Origin of the sequence: Citrifermentans bemidjiense Bem (assembly GCF_000020725.1) — a bacterium.
GTDB lineage: Bacteria > Desulfobacterota > Desulfuromonadia > Geobacterales > Geobacteraceae > Geomonas > Geomonas bemidjiensis.
In genome coordinates, this window is the sequence record NC_011146.1 from 3,136,745 (window position 1) to 3,153,727 (window position 16,983).

The 16,983-nt window shown below is 64.5% G+C and carries 9 protein-coding genes; 4 read left to right on the forward strand and 5 right to left on the reverse strand.

All coding sequences use genetic code 11. The features are described from left to right. Nucleotide 1: 1 nt before the first annotated feature. Genes GBEM_RS13560 through GBEM_RS13570 form a run of 3 tightly spaced genes read right to left on the reverse strand, consistent with a single transcriptional unit; the run spans nt 2 to nt 8,490 of the window. On the reverse strand, nt 2–1,240 hold the full coding sequence (locus GBEM_RS13560; RefSeq protein ID WP_012531147.1) for a hypothetical protein: 1,239 nt from the start codon (nt 1,238–1,240) through the stop codon (nt 2–4). Further along, entirely contained in the window at nt 1,237–7,239 is a 6,003-nt protein-coding gene (locus tag GBEM_RS21955) for an OmpA family protein (protein WP_012531148.1), read from the reverse strand. Before GBEM_RS21955 ends, GBEM_RS13560 begins: the two co-directional genes overlap by 4 nt. Before the next feature lie 21 nt (nt 7,240–7,260). After that, nucleotides 7,261–8,490, reverse strand: coding sequence for a DUF11 domain-containing protein (locus GBEM_RS13570; protein ID WP_226373863.1), 1,230 nt, complete (start codon nt 8,488–8,490; stop codon nt 7,261–7,263). A gap of 207 nt (nt 8,491–8,697) precedes the next feature. Between GBEM_RS13570 and GBEM_RS13575 the strand changes: the two genes are divergently transcribed. Together GBEM_RS13575 and GBEM_RS13580 are read left to right on the forward strand one after the other, a co-directional pair. After that, nucleotides 8,698–8,961 (forward strand): DUF4911 domain-containing protein, encoded by a 264-nt coding sequence (locus tag GBEM_RS13575; RefSeq protein ID WP_012531150.1) that lies wholly within the window; start codon nt 8,698–8,700, stop codon nt 8,959–8,961. Further along, complete coding sequence (locus GBEM_RS13580; protein WP_012531151.1) at nt 8,946–10,328, forward strand: TldD/PmbA family protein; 1,383 nt, start codon at nt 8,946–8,948, stop codon at nt 10,326–10,328. Before GBEM_RS13575 ends, GBEM_RS13580 begins: the two co-directional genes overlap by 16 nt. A 58-nt stretch (nt 10,329–10,386) precedes the next feature. On the opposite strand, the gene GBEM_RS13585 is transcribed toward GBEM_RS13580, so the two are convergent. Further along, nucleotides 10,387–11,889, reverse strand: coding sequence for a C13 family peptidase (locus tag GBEM_RS13585; RefSeq protein ID WP_012531152.1), 1,503 nt, complete (start codon nt 11,887–11,889; stop codon nt 10,387–10,389). A gap of 157 nt (nt 11,890–12,046) precedes the next feature. On the opposite strand from GBEM_RS13585, the gene GBEM_RS13590 reads away from it, so the two are divergent. Further along, nucleotides 12,047–13,399 carry a class II 3-deoxy-7-phosphoheptulonate synthase gene (locus GBEM_RS13590; protein ID WP_012531153.1) on the forward strand — a complete coding sequence of 451 codons (1,353 nt, stop codon included), beginning with the start codon at nt 12,047–12,049 and terminating at the stop codon, nt 13,397–13,399. Nucleotides 13,400–13,491: 92 nt separating this feature from the next. Here the strand turns inward: GBEM_RS13590 and GBEM_RS13595 are convergent, their stop codons facing one another. Beyond that, nucleotides 13,492–15,291: a hypothetical protein gene (locus GBEM_RS13595; protein WP_012531154.1), complete on the reverse strand. Its 1,800-nt coding sequence runs from the start codon at nt 15,289–15,291 to the stop codon at nt 13,492–13,494. Between the two features lie 208 nt (nt 15,292–15,499). On the opposite strand from GBEM_RS13595, the gene GBEM_RS13600 reads away from it, so the two are divergent. Then, nucleotides 15,500–16,978: a leucyl aminopeptidase gene (locus tag GBEM_RS13600; RefSeq protein ID WP_012531155.1), complete on the forward strand. Its 1,479-nt coding sequence runs from the start codon at nt 15,500–15,502 to the stop codon at nt 16,976–16,978. Nucleotides 16,979–16,983 lie beyond the last annotated feature (5 nt).

The following is a 16,983-nucleotide window of genomic DNA, read 5'->3' on the forward strand; positions in this document are numbered from 1 at the left end:
TCTATCTGCCTTGCTGTCCGGCGCCGGTCCCGTAGATGACCCGGGAGGCGTAACTGGCGTTTCCTGCCTGGTCGACGGCCTCCACCCTGATCAGGTTGACGCCGCTTTTCAGCGTGAGATCGTGGGCAAAAGCCCCGTCTTCGGCGCCGGATACCTCGACGCCGTTCACAAACACCCTCGCACCGGGCTCGACGTCACCGGTCAAGGTCAAGTTTCCGGCAGCGGCGCTTTCGGGCGGGAAATCCACCTTTAGTTCCGGCGGTTTCAAAAGCTGCAGCAGGTCGCAGCGCCCGGTGCGGCTGAAAAAACCTTCCCTGGCCTCCATGACCCCGCTCACCCGCCAGAAGTAGCTCCCGGCATCCAGGGTTCCGGTGACGAGTTCTGGCGCAGCGAGCTTTTTATCCAGCACCAGGCTCTTGAAGCTGGGGTCTCTTGCCAGCTGGAAGTGGTATTCGCCCGCCTTGCCGCTCCAGGAGAAGCGCACCTTGGGCGGAAGCAGGCGGAACCGGTAGAGGAGCTTGTCGCTTTTAAGCGACGGCGCCTCGGGAAGCGGCACCGCCGGACCCGCCGCGACCCCCTTTCTCAGAGTGATGCCGTGGTAGGCCGGCACCCGGACGATCCCGTCCCTCCCCTGGACCCTGACTTCCCCGGCGTAGACGGCGAGGCTCGACGCGTTGCCGTTGGGGGTGACGCGGAAACGGGCGGCACCCGAAGCGACGCGGGCCAGATGCCCCGCCGTGGCGATCTCCAGCCGCAGTCGCTTTTCGTCGGAAAGGCTCCCCTTCAGCTCACCTTCCACCTGGACCCGGTAGGCCCTAGGCTCCCCCTCCACCTTTTCGTTCAGGCGGGTGACCAGCACCAGGGAGTTGCTCCCCACGGTGAGGCGGTCGCTGGGGGCGAAAGACAAGGTGGCGCCGGAGCGGTCGAAGGTCTGCACGGCGTCGTTATTGTAGAGAAGCATCCCTTCTCGGGCTCCCTCCCAGGCGACGGAGTTGCCGCGCCTGAAGCGGACGTCGCGCACGAGCGATTTTAAGGCCGCCTCCGGCCGCCGCCCCGCGCCGTCCTTTACCGGAAGCTCTTCCGCGCGGTTCGCCAGCATCTCCTTAAGCGGCGTGCCGGATGGGAAAAGGGCGTAGAGAAAGACCATGAACAGCCAGTAGAACGCGAGGACCAGTAGCAGCGACCCCACCGTCTCCAGGGCAATCCCCCCGAGCTTACTGAAGCGGTCCCGGGCGCTCACCGCTCACCCCGCGCGGCAGGCATGGTTTGGCGCTCCGAACGGAGCCGCAGGTTCATGAGCTTAGAGCAGCCGGAGCCGTTTCTGAGCACCACGCCCAGGACCTGGTCCCCCTCGGCAAGCGGGAGATCGAGGGTGAAGCGCCCTGCCTCGTCGAGCGGCACCTTCCTCCCCGCGAGCTCCATGGAGGTCCCCTCGACCGTTCCCGAAAGCATGCAGTGCCCCTTGCCGTCGGCATCGACCCTGACGCCGGAGGCTTCGGTGCCGTAGCCGACCAGCGTCTCGGCCGGCGGCCCGGTCACGGCCAGGTCGGGAAGCGGGAGCGAAGTGGCGAGGAAACGCCCCTGCGAGTCCCCCATCTCCAGGTCGAGATCGAGGGTGTTGCCCGGGAAGGTGGTGTCGAAGCGACCCAGGGGATCCACCGGGATGCTGCGGCCGTTGATCACCACGAAGGATTTCGTCCGGTACCGGTCATCGGGAGAGACCGGATGCAGCTCTTTGAAATCCCCCTTCAGCTCGACGCGGCGGTTTAGCCTCCTGCCGGGGGTGGTGACGTTGTCGGCCACGGGGCGGGATTTTCCGTACCAGCGCCGCAACAGCCGCGAGCCGGCTATCCCTTCCTCCCGTACCAGGTAGTCGGCGGCGGCGTCGCACCGTCTCTGGGAGAGCGCCATGTTGTATTCCACGCTCCCGATGCCGTCGGTATGCCCCTCCACGATCACCTTTTCCTGCGGGCGCGCCCGCAAGACCCGCGCCGCCCCTTTGAGCAGGTGCTTGGCCTCCAGGGTCAGCTCGGAGCGGTCGAAGACGAAAGCGCCGCCGGACAGGGTGAGGAGTACCGCCTCGCGACGGTTGACGCCGAAGAGTTCGCGGCCGGTGCTGAAGATCGAGCCGTCCAGGTAGGTGACCTGCAGTTGGTACTGATAGATCTCGCCCTGTTCCACCTTCCGGCGGTCCGTGTCGCCAAGCCAGGGGATGCGCTTTGCCGGCGCCCCGGTCCCCTCAAGCGTGCGCAGCGCCTCCCCCTCGCGATTCATCACCTTGAGCGTCCAGGAACCGACCTGTTCCGGCTGCTCCACGCTCACCAGGAAGACCAGCGGCGCAGGGAACCTTCCCCCCTTGAGCTCCAGGGAACCCAGGTGCTCCCGGGTCAGCGTCACCTCGGTGGAAGGAAGCTTCGCCCGTTCGCCGTTGACCAGGAGGGTGAATAGTTCCGCGCTCCCGGAGAGAAGCAGCGGCTCGTCCAGCCGCTCCGCCCGAACCAGGAGCGCCGGCACTAGAGCCGCGGGGGGGGGAACCTTGGCGACCTGGGCGGGGGGCGGAACCGGGATGGGGATCACCTTCGCCTGCCGCGACTCGAACATGTCCTCATCGAACTTGACCTTGATGCCGACAAAGGGGCCCTGCCCCTGGAAGGTCTCGCCGGTCAAGTCCCGGTCGTCGAGCCTGGCGAAGTTGTAGCCGGCGGAAAGGACCACGTTTCTATAGACGCGGTAGCCGGCGCTTCCCACCGCACCCAGCGAGTGCATGCGGGCGTCGTACTGGTTCATGAGCTTCAGGTAGGCCGCGATCTCCCAGCGCTCCGCCAGGTCGTAGGAGAGCCCGGCCAGGACCAGGTCGGTGTAGCTCTGCATCATCCCCCCCACCCCGTCGGCCCAGCTGAGCTTCCCGGCGTATTTTCCCTGGGCGCTCCAACGGCTCACGATCCTGTAGGTCGGCTCGGCCGAGAGGATGACGCTGCGGCTTTCGAAGGAGCCGGGGAGCGAGCGTCTGTCCTCGACCTTGTAGCGCGCCAGGGTGAGGAGCTGCAGCGGCTGGCCCGCCAGCGGACGGAAGGCGCTCCCCAGGTAGCCGTCGAAGATGACGTCGTCGCCGGCGTCGGCGTCCCGATCCCAGAGCGAGAGCTTCCCCAAGAGGGTGAGCGAGGGGCTCATCTTGTAGGCGGCGTTGGCGCCGTAGAGAGAGGCGGTCTCCCCCGGGCCGGTCCTCACCTCGTAGCGGCCGGAGAGCTTCAGATCCCTGGCCCGGAGGTATTCGCCCCCCAAGGTAAAGGCGGTGCGGGTGCCGGTATTTCCCTGCACCGTCTGCACCCGCTCCAGGGAGGAGTTGAGGTAGAGCCCCTCGGCGGCGCGGTAACGGCTGTTCAGCCCGACGATGGCCTGCCCCCTTTGCTGCGACAGGGCGTGCTCGATCTGGTAGCCGGTTCTGGAATCGAGGCTGAACCCTTCCCGCTCCATGAGCCGCGTGTTGAGGTCGACGTTGCTCTGCTGGGAGTAACCGGAGGCGCCGGAGGACATCTGGTAGCCGGTGGTGAGCCGCATCCGGTCCGAGAGCCTGCTCTCCAGGCCGAACAGGGTGGCCTGGCGGATGAGGGGGGAGCCCTCTTGGTACTCCTCGGTGAGGAAGGCCTTGGTGCGCTCAGTGAGCCGGTAGTCGAGCTTGGCGAAGGTCTTTGTCTGGTAGTCGGCGACGCCGGAGGCGGATAGAAGCTGCTCGCGCCTGAGGGTCGCATCGAGCTTTTTGGTGAGGGGCGCGAAGACGCCGGCATAGACCAGGTCCGATTCCTCGGTCCGTCCGTCCCGCTCCTCCCGCACCACCTTGACGCCCCCCTCCAAATGCAGCAGGGAGAATTTCTTCACCATCCCCGCGTGGTTCGCGAAGAGTTTCCGGTCCCCCAATTCAAAGCGGTGCAGGAAGCTCTCGGCGAAGACGAGGGTGTCGGCGCCGACACGGTAGTCGGCCCGGCCGCCGTACTTCTCGGTCCCAAGCTCCGTCCCGGTCATCGAGGTGTTGAAGAAGTCGGACTCCACCTTCCGGTAGTAAAGGTTCAGAAGGAGGGGATCGACGGGACGCGCGGCGAGCTCCGTTTTCCAGGCGCTTCCCCTGCCATGCTCCAGGTTCTCGCTGACCGCCCCCTCCCCCTTCAGGGTCAGGCGCTCGCCCAGGCGCCAAGCGGCGTCCAGGCCGAAGAGGGTGTTGTCCTGCCGCGCCTGCTCCTCCACCACGGCGGTGCCCCCGATATGCGAGCCGTTTTCGGACCGGATCTCGGCGCGTCCGCCGTAGACGTAGCGCTCCTCCCCGGGGCCTGTGGCCTGGTAGTTGACCACGATGGTGACCGGGTTCAGGAATTGGTCCAGGGAGGGGACCGGCTCCTTGAAGAGGATGGTCCCGGCCTGGTAATCGATGGAATAGTCGGCGTAGCGGACCTTCTCGGTTACGGCGATGACCCGTTCGGTGTGGTAGCGGTCGCGCACCTCGATGCGCACCCGTTCGCTGTTCTCGAAGACGTCCCGCCTGGAGAGGAAGTAGTGGCCGGAGGTGCCGTTGCCGGGGATATCGTCCCGGGTCACCGTTTCCTCGGTGCGGCTTTCGAACCCTTTGACGGTAACCGACTTGGTGTTGACCTCGAATTTGGCGCCGTTGAGCGCCCTGTCGTAGCGGGAGAATTCGTTTTCGGAGAGGTCGGTGCGGTAGTCGCCGGCCATGAGGTAGGAGCGGCCGCTTTCCAGCTTGAGGTAGATCTTGCCGCGCGACTCCGCCTCGTACCCTATGTCGGTGGCGTCGCCGTAGACCGGGTAGTACTTCTCCGGGTCGATGGCCTGGAACACGCCGTCGCGGCGTTCCTTGTCCGAATCGTAGGCGGCGGTCAGGAGGTACTTGCCGAGGATCTTCCCGCGGGTGAAGAAGGCGAGCCGTTCCTCGTGGAAGATACCCTCGTCGAAGCGGTCGTCCTTGTCGATCTTTTCCAGGTTGCCGCTCACCGCCTTTCCACCCACGGTGAGGGAGCCTAAGCCGACCAGGATCCAGTCGCGCCGGTCCGGACTGAAGAAGAGGGCCGCCTGGGCGGCGCTGCCGTCGCCGTCTTTGGCGATGAGGAGGTCGTCCCCGGTGGCGCGGCCGGAGCGCACCTGGAAGACGCCCAGGCCGTCGGTGATGCGGACCTGGTGGCCCGGGAGGGCCGGGTCCAGGTCCGACTCCAAGATGGTTCCCTTGGCGAGGAAGAGGGTGACGGTTGTCGAACCGGGGACCCGCCTGCCGGCGGAGTCGAGGAGTTCGACCTTGAAGGGGACGGAGGTTTTGGCGTCCGCCGGAAGCTCGACGCGGTCGGGGGTGAGCCGAAGCCGGGACGCGGCAGCCGGTTCGGTAGCCGGAGGCGCCGACTGCGTCGGACTTGTCGGACTTGTCGGACTTGTCGGACTTGTCGGACTTGTCGGACTTGTCGGACCTGTCGGACCTGTCGGACCTGTCGGACCTGTCGGACCTGTCGGACCTGTCGGACCTGTCGGACCTGCCGGACCTGCCGGGTTCGCGGCGAGCGCGAAGTCGCCGCGCGCCGGACCGCCGAAGGGTACGGTGATGAACTGCGAACACCCCACCCCGGCAAAGGCAGTGTTGTACGGCACGGACACAAAACCCGGGTTGAGGGTGGACCGGTCAAGCTTCACGACGTGGTCGCCCGCGGAAACCCCGGTGAAACTGTACTGCCCTTCGACGTCGGTGAAGACGAAGGAACCGTCTTCCAGGTAAACCCGCACCCCGGCCTCGCCCCGCTCCCCTCGGTCCGGCACGCCGTTCCCGTTGCCGTCATGGAAGACCCTCCCCATGATGATGGCCTTGCTCCCGAGTACGGAGCCCCTTACCTTAACGGCGGCACTGGCGGGAGGGGAGACGACGCTGCCGCCGCTGGCAGGGGTTCCGGTGGCCCGGGCCCAGTTGACGGCGGTCCCGACGGGGGCGTCGGCGGAAACGACCAACCGGTAGTTGAGCACCTTGAAGGCTCCGTGCTCGAAACTCCCCAAGTCCCAACTCAACTGCTGCCCCCCTCCCACCGGGTCCGCCACGGCGAACCCGTCCACGTGGCTCGACCCCTTCAGATAGCGGAAGCCGCGGGGAATACGGTCGGCTACCGTCACATGGTCCAAGACGCCGTCGCCGATGTTCTGCACCCGCACCGCGTATGACACTATGTCGCCGGCCTCAGCTGAGCTGCTTCCCGCAGTCTTGGTTACCTGGAGCAATCTGACCAGCACGGTGTTGAGGGTGCTGTTGCTGAGGAAGGGTGCCGCATTTCCCGCAGTGGAGACGCCGGCGGTGTTGACAATGGAGGCATTTCCCGGGGCGTCATCGCGTACGCGGGCCTGGAAGGTGATTTCCCCGCTGAATCCGGCGGGGAGCGACGATATGTCGAAGACGAGCGTCCGGGTTGCGGCGTCGAAACTGACGGTTCCGGGAACTCCGGCAGGAAGCGCCGCACTTCCCGGCTGGTATTCGAGAAGGGGATCCAAAGGGTCGACCACCCGCACACCGGCCACGGGCGTTCCCCCGCTGTTCCCAAGCGAGATGCTGTAGGTCAGGACGGTCCCGGGAAGTACGCTCCCCACCGGTGAAACGGCCTTGAAGAAGGAAACACCTCCGGCCGGCACCTGTAGCTGGTTGGTCAGGCTCGCGCTTCGCGCCGGCACCAGCACGGAGGTGGCGCTGACCGCGATCAACGCCACCCGTCCCTCGCTTCCGGCCGGCGGCGTTGCCCTCAATACCAGCTCGACGGAAGCGCCGGGTTCAAGGGGGCCTACCACCTGCAAGCCGCCGGCATCGTGGGGAAACGGGGTCACGCCGTCAGCGGCGTAAAAGCGGAGCAGCGGCGCCTGCCCGTTCTCCGGCAGCGCCGCGTCGACCGCCGCGGCTTTCAACCTGAAACTGTCGGGGAAGTTCCCCCGGTTGGTGAGGGTGTGACGGAAATCGACAGGAACGTTGGCGTTGGTGGTGGCGGTACGCGGGGGAACCAGCGCCGGGTCGGAAAGGTCCTTCACGCTCACTTGGGTCTCGTTGGAGCGGACTTCCCGAAGACCTGGGGTGGCGAAGCGTGCTGAGAAATCGTGCCTGATGACGGTCCCTGCCGGGGTGAGCGAAAATGCAGTACCGGGAAGGGCAAGCAGGAGCGCGAGCGCGATCAGGCGCAGCCCCCCCCACCTCCTCCTCTTCTTGCCTGCAGCGATCGCCATGCGTTGCCCCAGTTCACATCGTCATTCGACCTGTGCTTTGAAAAAAAGATAAACCGTCTTCCCCGGCGGCAGGGAGCCGCCGATTGTCTCGCTAGCGCCCTCGCCCAAAAGAGCGACGATGCTCCCGGCGGTTCCCCAGGCCCGGCCGCAGTGGGCCGCCGGGCAAGGTGCCGCTTCCCCATCGGTGGCCAGGGCTACCACCAGGGAATCGGGCTTCAGTTTCAGCCCGGCCGGCAGCGGGCTCTCGACCCGCACTGCGGTAGCCGGGGCCGAACCGCTGTTGGTGATCGCCATCCGGTACTGGAGCAGGTCGCCTGGAACGGCGTCGACGGTCGATGCGAAGATCCCCCCCTTGCTCAGGTTGCGCACGCCGTCGGAGAGCGTGAGGACCGCGGCCAGAGCGGTGGTGGTGACCTGGTCGTTACCGCTGGCCCCCTCCCCTGTAACGGCCAGGCGCGCATCCGCCCGGGCGCCGTCGCTCCCAGACTCGGGTATGGCGATGGCAAGGAAGAAGCGATGGGAGGCACCTGGGGCGAGCGGGCCGGTGGAGACGCAGCGATTCGTCTCCCCGGTCTGCCTAACTCCGTCACCTGCAATTCCTCCCCCCGCCCCGTCGTCCGCGTAAAGGGTCCACGGCCAGGGGGAGCCGCTCTCCAAGGAAAGAGCGAAGCTGTTCACAGCGTTGCCGACATTGGTGACGGTATAGGGATAAATCACCAGGGAGCCTGGCGCACCGGAGCCATCGGGGGGCGCAGAAACGGTGACCGCGGCGGTGAGGCCGCAGGCGACGGTCTCCGTCTTCACCTGGTCCGCCCCGGCAGGATCAGCGACGGAAACCGCTGTGATTGGGACGCGGTAGCTTGCCCCCTGGGTGAAACGGTCCAGGGTCACCTGCACCAGCAGCACGGCGGAGGCGCCTGGGGCAAGGGCTTCGGTTCGGTACCCGCCTGCGGCGAACTGGGCCGCCCGCTCCACCCCTCCCTGGTCGCGGTAGCTCACCGTGAAGCCGCTGCCGCTGGCCGGGCCGGTGAGGACGAAGCTGTCGGCCTGGTCGCCCGCGTTCTTCACCTGGACCCGGAACTGCGCGGGGTACCCGGAATAGGAACCCTGCGACTTCGACTGGATCACGGCTGTCGTCTCGAATATCCCGGCCCCCACGTAGGAGGAATCACCCTCGTTGGCAAGCCTCACCATGAGGTCGGCCTGGTATGCCGCAAAGGCCTCATTTCCCATGAGAAGCAATAAAAGCAAAGCGCAGCAAAGCTGCGCCAGCAGGAAGGACGGGCATTTACCCCTTGCCCCATATTTATTAAAATGAATTAACGTCATAGCTTAGAAAAATAACAGAGGATCGGGGAGAGGCAAGAGCCAAAGAAAATTTGTCTTTTCACTGGCCAAATGATATGTAGATGCGACCCGAAGCGAGGGTCAACCCGAAGTGGACAGGAGAGCCTGAGAATGGGACAGCCGGCATCGAAATATACGGAGACGGGGAGCCGCTACTACAAGCTGGCGAACCGCGACATCGTCTACCTGAAGTCCATCCTGGAGGCGTACGAGGGGCTCAACACCATGAGCGCCATCGACGGCAAGCGCGGCCTCATCCGCGTCAGCTTTCCGCTTTGCTTCGCCGGCGACGTAGAGGCGCTGATGCAGGAGATCGCCAAGGAGATCGAGATCGCCGAGGTGACAAAGGAGGGTGAGCCGTGCTCGAAACCATAGACGCCGCAGCCATACTGCGCCGCTCCCTCTCCGCCGGCGGCGAGTTCGCCGAGATCTATTACGAGGCCGGCGCCTCTACCGTGGTCGTCTGCGAGGACGGCAAGGTGGAAAGGGTCCTCTCCTCCGCCGACCGAGGCATCGGCATCAGGGTGATCTCCGGCTTCTCCACCGCCTACGCCTATACCAACCAGTTGGACCAGGAGTCGCTGCTGCGCCTGGCCGCCACGGTAAGCCGCGGGGTGCGCGGCGGCGTGCCCCACGCCGAGTTCAACCTCTGCGAGCGCAGGGTCGCGCCGGGCTTTGCCATCGGCATTGCTCCGGACAGCATCGAACTGGCCGAGAAGGTTGCGCTGGTGAACCGGGCCGACAGGGCGGCGCGGGGTTTCGACAAGAGGGTGCGCCAGGTCATGGCGATGTACCGGGATGCGCAGACGAAGGTCCAGACGGTGAACTCGCTGGGGGAATTTCACGAGGACAACAGCACCGCGACCGTCTTCATCGTGCAGGCGGTGGCGCAGGAAGGAAAGGTGACCCAGACCGGCTACGAGCCGGTGGGCGCTGCGCGCGGCTTCGAGCTTTTCGACGCCACTTCCCCGGAGGATCTGGCGCTAAAGGCGGCCGCGCGCGGGGTGATGATGCTGGGAGCGCAGAAAGCCCCCTCGGGCCCTCTGCCGGTGGTGCTCTCAAGCGAGGCAGGGGGGACCATGGTGCACGAGGCGATAGGGCACGGACTGGAAGCGGATCTGGTGCAGGCGGGGACCTCCGTCTACCGCGGCAGGATCGGTGAAATGGTCGCCTCGGAACTGGTCACGGTGATAGACGACGCCACCATACCAAACGCACGCGGCTCCTTCGCCTTCGACGGCGAGGGTACCGCGGCGCAAAGGACCGTGCTGGTGGAAAACGGCGTCCTCAAGGGTTACATGTACGACCGGCTCTCGGCCATGAAAGACGGCTGCGCCTCCACCGGCAACGGCAGGCGGGAGTCGTACCGCTCGCGCCCCATCGTCCGCATGACCAACACGCTCATCGCCCCGGGGAAAAGCGACCCGGCGCAGATCGTCAGGAGCGTAGACCGCGGCCTTTTCGTGAAGCGGATGGGTGGGGGACAGGTGAACACGGTGACCGGTGACTTCGTCTTCGAGGTGTCGGAGGGGTTCCTGATAGAAAACGGCGCGGTGGGAGAGCCGGTTCGGGGCGCTACGCTCACCGGTAACGGCCCCGAGGTGCTCAGGAAGATAACCATGGTGGGAAATGACTTGGGTTTCGGAATCGGCACCTGCGGCAAGGACGGCCAGGGGGTCCCGGTCTCCGACGCACAGCCGACCCTGCTCATCTCGGGGATCACCGTCGGCGGCGCCGGGTAAGACAAAAAAACGTTTAACAGGGATAAAGGGGATGACCTTCATCCCTGTTAAGTTGCCTTTATGGTTCCTTGGATTTCCCCTCCCTCAGTACCCTCTCCAGAAGGCCGAGCTTTGGTTCGATCCCCTTCCCCACCCAGATCTGCGGGTTGGACGGCGTCTCGCCCCGCTCCTCCTCCCATTTCCTGATGGTCTCCCGCGCGCGATCGAAGGCCGCCGTGAAGGAGAACTCTTTGCTCATGGCGTCCTCCAGGAACGCCTCCCCGAACCAGGTGAAATCCTCGCCGAAGCCGCAGCCGAAAGACTCATGGGTGGCGTCCGCCGCCGTCATCACCAGGGTCCCGTCGTCCTGCAGCGGCGGGACGAAGCCGCCGGAGAAGCAGGTGGAGACCACGACTACTTTCCATTTGATCCCGGCCAAGGCCAGCTCGCGCTTCAAGAGCTCGGGCGTCAGCTGCTTCAGCTCCAGTGGGGGGTTGTTCACGGCCAGTTCGTGATCCCTTGAGCCGTGCGAGCTTAGGTAAAGGAAAAGCAGGTCCTCGTCGCGGTTCATCACTTCGCCTATACGCACCAGGGTGCGCTCAAGGTTTCCAGCGCTGGCGAAGGGGAGCGTGGTCGCGCTCTGCGGGTTGTTGGCCAGAAGCACCGACCGCCCCGAGGTGCCGAAGCGCCGGTCGAAGAGCGCCTTGGCGTAGTTGAGCTCCTTCAGGAACACGTCCTGGGAGGCGTCGCCCGCGAAACCGACGAAGTAGATGTCGGTGACACCGGGGCGACCCGGCTTCAGCGCGGCAAGCTCGCGGTCCAACAGCTTTGCCTGCGCCGCGAGGACCTCGTCGGTCAGGCTCAGCTCGCCGCTCTCGCTCTCCTGGGCGGAACTGGCCCAGAGGTCCCCCCGGGGAAAGTACCAAAGCGGGGGGAGCACCAAAAGAGCGAAGAGCAGGGGAAGCCTGAGCCGGCGCAGGCCCCGGGCCGGATCGATGCGGAACAAAAAGAGGAGCGCCGCGGCTCCCCACCACCAGTAGAAGCGGTAATAGTGCGGAGCGGTGAGGTAATCCTGGAGCCACTCGAAATGGCGCAGTTGCGCCACCGCCTCCAGGATGGCGTGGCAAAACTCGATGGGGATGCTGAGGGCTATGAGAGCTGCGGCTACGGCGGGTGCCGCGCCGCAGCGGGAGAGGAGCCTTCCCGCGGCAAGGCCTAGAAGGAGCAACAGCGGCAGGTGAAAGAAGAAGCCCGGGAGCGAGGAGTAGGAAAAATACCCCCCGGTCCCGACCAGCACGAAGGAACAGAGGAGGTTCAGCGCCAGGTCCGTCAGCACCAGGAGCACCAGGCGCGCGGAGGTGGCGTCCAGCCGCTCCAGGTCGGAACGGAGCAAAAGCGAGAGGCGGGCGCCGCCTTTAAGGTCGCACAGCAACCCGGGCAGAAGCCCTTTGTTCCCGCCTGCGGCAGGGGGAGCAGCACCTCGCTCCGGCACTGCTTCCCATCCCTTTTCTTCGGCGGCCACGCCCTCTTCGGCCCCTATTTCTCGCTTCTCTTCGCTTTCCATGATCGAGAATACTACCACGACGTCCCTCTTCTCAGCCTGGTTTGACCCGGCTTTACTTGATTTTATTAACATTTTTGTTTTTTAACGCAGCTAATCCTGTTACCATTGCAGGCGCCTCGACCGGCGTACCGCCTTGGGCTCAGCAGACACTACAAAGTAGCAGAGAGGTCAAAACATGCCTAGCCAGAAATGGACGAAATCGAGCTGGCGTTCTTTTCGCGCCTTGCAGCAACCGGTGTGGCCAGCGGGATCGGCGCTGGAGGAGACGCAGAAGACGCTGTCCCAGCTCCCGCCGCTGGTGTTTGCAGGCGAGTGCCAGACCCTGAAGGCGCAGTTGGCCGACGCCGTGGAAGGTCGCGCCTTCGTGCTGCAATGCGGCGATTGCGCCGAGGATTTTTCGCGCTGCACCGGCCCGGACATCAGGGAGCTCTTGAAGGTGATCCTGCAGATGTCGGTGGTGCTCGCCTTTGCCGGCGAGAAGCGGGTGATCAAGATAGGAAGGATCGCCGGGCAGTACGCGAAGCCGCGCTCGTCCGACACCGAGATGGTGAACGGGACCGAACTCCCCAGCTACCGAGGCGACATGGTGAATAGCCCCGACGCGAACCTGGAGGCGAGGACCCCCGACCCGCGCCGGATGCTGGAGGGATATTACCGGGCAGCGGCGACGCTGAACCTGGTCCGCTCCTTCACGCTCGGCGGGTACGCCTCGCTGGAGCGGGTGCAAGCGTGGCACCGCGCCTCGCTCGATGCCCTTCCGGCCGGGCAGAAGTACGAGGATCTGGTCCGGCAGATCTGGAAGACCATCAACTTCATGACCGCCATAGGGCTCGACCCCCAGCACACCCCGCAGTTGAACCAGGTGACGCTCTACACCTCGCACGAGGCGCTGCTGCTCGACTACGAGGAGGCGCTCACCCGGATGGATTCCACCAGCGGAGGGTGGTACGACTGCAGCGCGCACATGCTCTGGATCGGCGACCGCACGAGGCAATTGGACGGGGCGCACGTCGAGTTCCTGCGCGGGGTGAGAAACCCGCTGGGGATGAAGGTGGGGCCGAGCTACGACATCGACACGGTGAAGGCCCTGGCGCAGCGGTTGAACCCGGACAACGAGCCGGGGCGGCTCACCCTGATCACCCGTTTCGGCGCCGACAAGATCGATTCCTACCTCCCCAAGCTTTTGAAAGAGATGAAGCAGGAGGGTTTCAAGGTGGTCTGGAGCTGCGACCCCATGCACGGCAACACCTACCAGAACGAGTACGGCCAGAAATCCAGGAAGTTCGAGGACATCCTGCGGGAGATCAAGAATTTCTATCAGATACACAAGGCAGAGGGGACCGTCGCCGGGGGTGTGCACCTGGAGCTCACCGGCGACCACGTCACCGAGTGCACCGGCGGCAGCCGTCAGCTTTTGGACAAGCACCTGCACCTGAACTACCAGACCAACTGCGATCCGCGCCTGAACGCCGAGCAGAGCGTGGAGCTCGCCTTCGAGCTGGCCGAGATGCTGCACCCCTGCAAGTGAGACCGGGTGCAGCCTGACCCGCCTTCGGCACCTAAAAAAAACCTCCCCGGGCGCCACGCCCCGGGGAGGTTTTTTCGCTGACTAGCAGTAGCTTAGTAACTTTTGCGAGCCGTCTTCTTAACCGTCGTTTTGACGGCCTTTTTCAGCGTCGTCCCCAAGGAAGGGTTGAAGTTGGACATTATGGCGTCGAAGGCGGTCTTATTGAAGTTGTAACCGGTCTCCATCCGCGGGACGTTGGCGTATTCCGCCTCACCTTGCCGGATCGAGCCGTTCACCTGAGCAAAGATGATCTTTTCCGGAGAGTAGTCCATGTATTGGGTGCGGTAGCTAAGCGGCACATCAAGCACCAGCACCGGATAACCGGCAACGGGCTCGACTATCTTCCAGGTACCTTCGAGGCTGAGGGGTGCCCCCTGCCCGAAGAACTGCAAAGTGCCGCTGGTCCCGGAGCCAGAGAAGCGCACCGAGAGGTAACTGCCGATGTAAAGCCCGCCATAGAGCTGGTCGCCTGCGGCCGGGAACCTGGCAGGGATGTCGGAGACCTTGGCGACGTTCATCAGCATGCTGTTGGGATAACCGCCCAGCCAGACGGAGTAGTGGTCGCTCTTGCGCGTAAAGGTCATCTTGTACGCTTCGGATCCTGCCGGGAAGGTGGCTGCCGGGTTGATGGGGGAGCTCTGTCTGGTCAGGAAGCTCGCGATCCCTTTGCCGGCCACGTCCATCTTGCTCACCGTGATGATCTCGCTGTCCCCGGTTTGGATGTTGGTCCAGGTGGCGGTGCCGTCGGCATTGAAAACCAGCTTGCCCGAAGATGCGTTGTCGTCTTCAGGCACCCACCCGGTTTTGGAGAGGACGTAGTTGTTGGTGGTATCGGTCGCTGCGGCCCAGCTCGAATTGAGCGTGTCGTAGCGGAAGAACTCCTCGGTCAGCGCATAGCCGTCGGTACCTTGGGCGCCGAGTTTCACCTTGCCGTACTCGTAGGTCACGGTGCCTAAGTCGTACTGCCTGTCCAAATAGAAGAAGCCGTCGGTCCCGAGGGCGGTCTGGAAGGAGCCGACGACGGGAGCGGTCGCCGCCTGCGCTATGCTCGCCTGCAGCGCTCCCGCATTGCTGGTGTCGATGGTCACGGCCGTGGTGGCAAGGGCCGTCGGGTTGAAGCTGCCGCTGGCTTTGGCCGTGTCCACTTCGCTCGAGATGGTGTTAAGCTGCGCCACCACCTCGGAGACTACCATCTTGATGACGTCGTTCAGGTTGGCCGTGGGGGCTGCCGTCGAGATCGCCGTCATGTTGCTGCCGATCGCCGAAGCTACGACCTGCGCCACCATGCTCACCCTCTCGTATTCGAGGCTCGCTCCTTTTTTCTGGACGAAATCGTCGAAAAGGCTGGTGGCGTCGGCAACCCCCAGGTTGGTTTTCACCACAGCCTCGGCTGCGGCCACGTTCAGCACCGGGTTGGTCTCGATCTGGTTGTGGATCAGCGTGGTAAGCGGAGTGATAACCACCTGGCCGTCGGCTGTCTTCGGGGCGTTGGGTGGTGTGGAGAGGACGTAGCTGTCGGTAAGCGTGGTAGCGCTACCCCCCTCGTGGTTTTTGGTGACGGATGCTTCCGCGCGGACCACGAGGGCATGAGCCGCGAGCTGGGCGGCGGTGACCCCGGTAATAGTGTAGCTGCCGTCGACCGCGGTCATGGCGGTTGGTTCTCCGGTAGTGAACTGTTTGTCGTCGTTCAGATCCAGAAACACCCTGGCGTTTTCGAGATAACCGTCGGCGACGACGCCATGTACGCTGTTCCCGGAGGTCACCCCCCCTCCTCCGCCGCCGCAACCTGCGGCAAGGAAAACGCCCAGTGTCAGTATCCCTTGTAACCCCCTCCTCAGTACGCGATAGTTCATTGACTCTCCTTTTCTCGGGTTCTTTCAGGGCCTGCAGGCCCTGAAGCAGAACTGCCTTTGATTTGCAGATCGAATACATCTATCGGTACCAGTGAGTGAGACATTAGTCTTATTTGACTGTACGACAACCTTCACATAGAATCATCCAAGCGTTCGCCGCACTTTTAAGCCAGACTCAGCCACTTCAATTCAATCCAAGGGAGCCCCCATGAAGATAGAAACTTCTCGCCTGAACCCAATACAACATGCCACCGCAGCGCTCGTCATCGGCTGTTTCGAAGACGCCAAAGACGACCTCTTCGCCGCCTGCGACAAAGAGCTCGACGGGTACCTCACCTCCCTTTTCGAAAGCCGCGAGTTTACCGGCAAGTCCGGCAGCTCCCTTCTATTGCACACCATGGGGAAGCTCCCGGCCCAAAGGCTCCTCCTGGTGGGGCTCGGCAAAAAGGGAGATGTCAAAGGGGAGCTTTTGCGCCGCGCGGCAGGAACCGCCGTTGGGGCGCTGCAGGGAGTCCGCGTCGCCAGCTTCAGCAGCGCACTGCACCTTTGCTGTCAATTACCGAAGGCGCTGGAAGCCGTCGTGGCGGGTACCCTTCTGGGGAGCTACAGGTTCGATCTCTACAAAACCAAGGATAAAGAGGAGCGCTTCCAGTTCGACTCCATGACCCTGCTCCTTGGCGAAGAGAAGGATACCGGCGACACGCGTCTCAGGATCGAACAGGCGGAGCAGCTCTGCCGCGGGGTCTGCCTCGCGCGCGACCTGGTGTCGCACCCGGGGAACGTGGTGACACCCGGCTACTTGGCGCAAGAGGCGCAGGAACTCGCGACACGCCACGCACTGGAATGCAAAGTGTACGAACAGGACGAACTGGAGTCGCTTGGCATGAATGCGCTTTTGGGGGTGGGAAAGGGGGCGGCCGAACCTCCGCGCCTGATCGTAGTCCGCTACCGGGGCGAAGGGGCCAAGGGGCGCCCGGTGGTGCTGGTCGGCAAGGGAATCACCTTCGACTCGGGCGGGATCTCCATCAAGCCGGGACCGGGGATGGAGGAGATGAAGACGGACATGGCGGGAGCCGCGGCAGTACTCGGGACGCTGGAGGCGGCGGCGCTTTTGCAGCTGCCGGTGGACCTGGTCGGCGTCATTCCCACTGCCGAGAACATGCCCGACGGCAAGGCCTTCAAGCCCGGGGACGTGCTGGCCTCGCTCTCCGGGACCACCATCGAGATCACCAACACCGACGCCGAGGGGCGGCTGATACTCTGCGACGCGCTCCACTTCGCCCAGAAGTTCAAGCCGGCTGCCATGATCGATCTCGCCACCTTGACCGGCGCCTGCGTGGTCGCCTTGGGGCACGAGGCGAGCGCCGTTCTCGGCAACGACCAGCGCCTGGTGGACGCACTGAAAAAGAGCGGGGACGAGACCGGGGAACGGCTTTGGCAGCTGCCGCTTTGGGACGAGTACGGCGAGGGGATGAAGAGCGACATCGCGGATATAAAAAACGCCGGGAGCAGGGACGGCGGAACCATCAAGGCGGCCTGGTTCCTGAAGCAGTTCGTGGGAGAGACTCGCTGGGCCCACCTGGACATCGCCGGCACCGCCTGGAGCGACAAGGGGCGCCCCTACTCCCCCAAGGGGGCGACCGGGATCGGGGTACGCCTGCTGATCGAGTACCTGCGGCAGAAGTAGAGGGT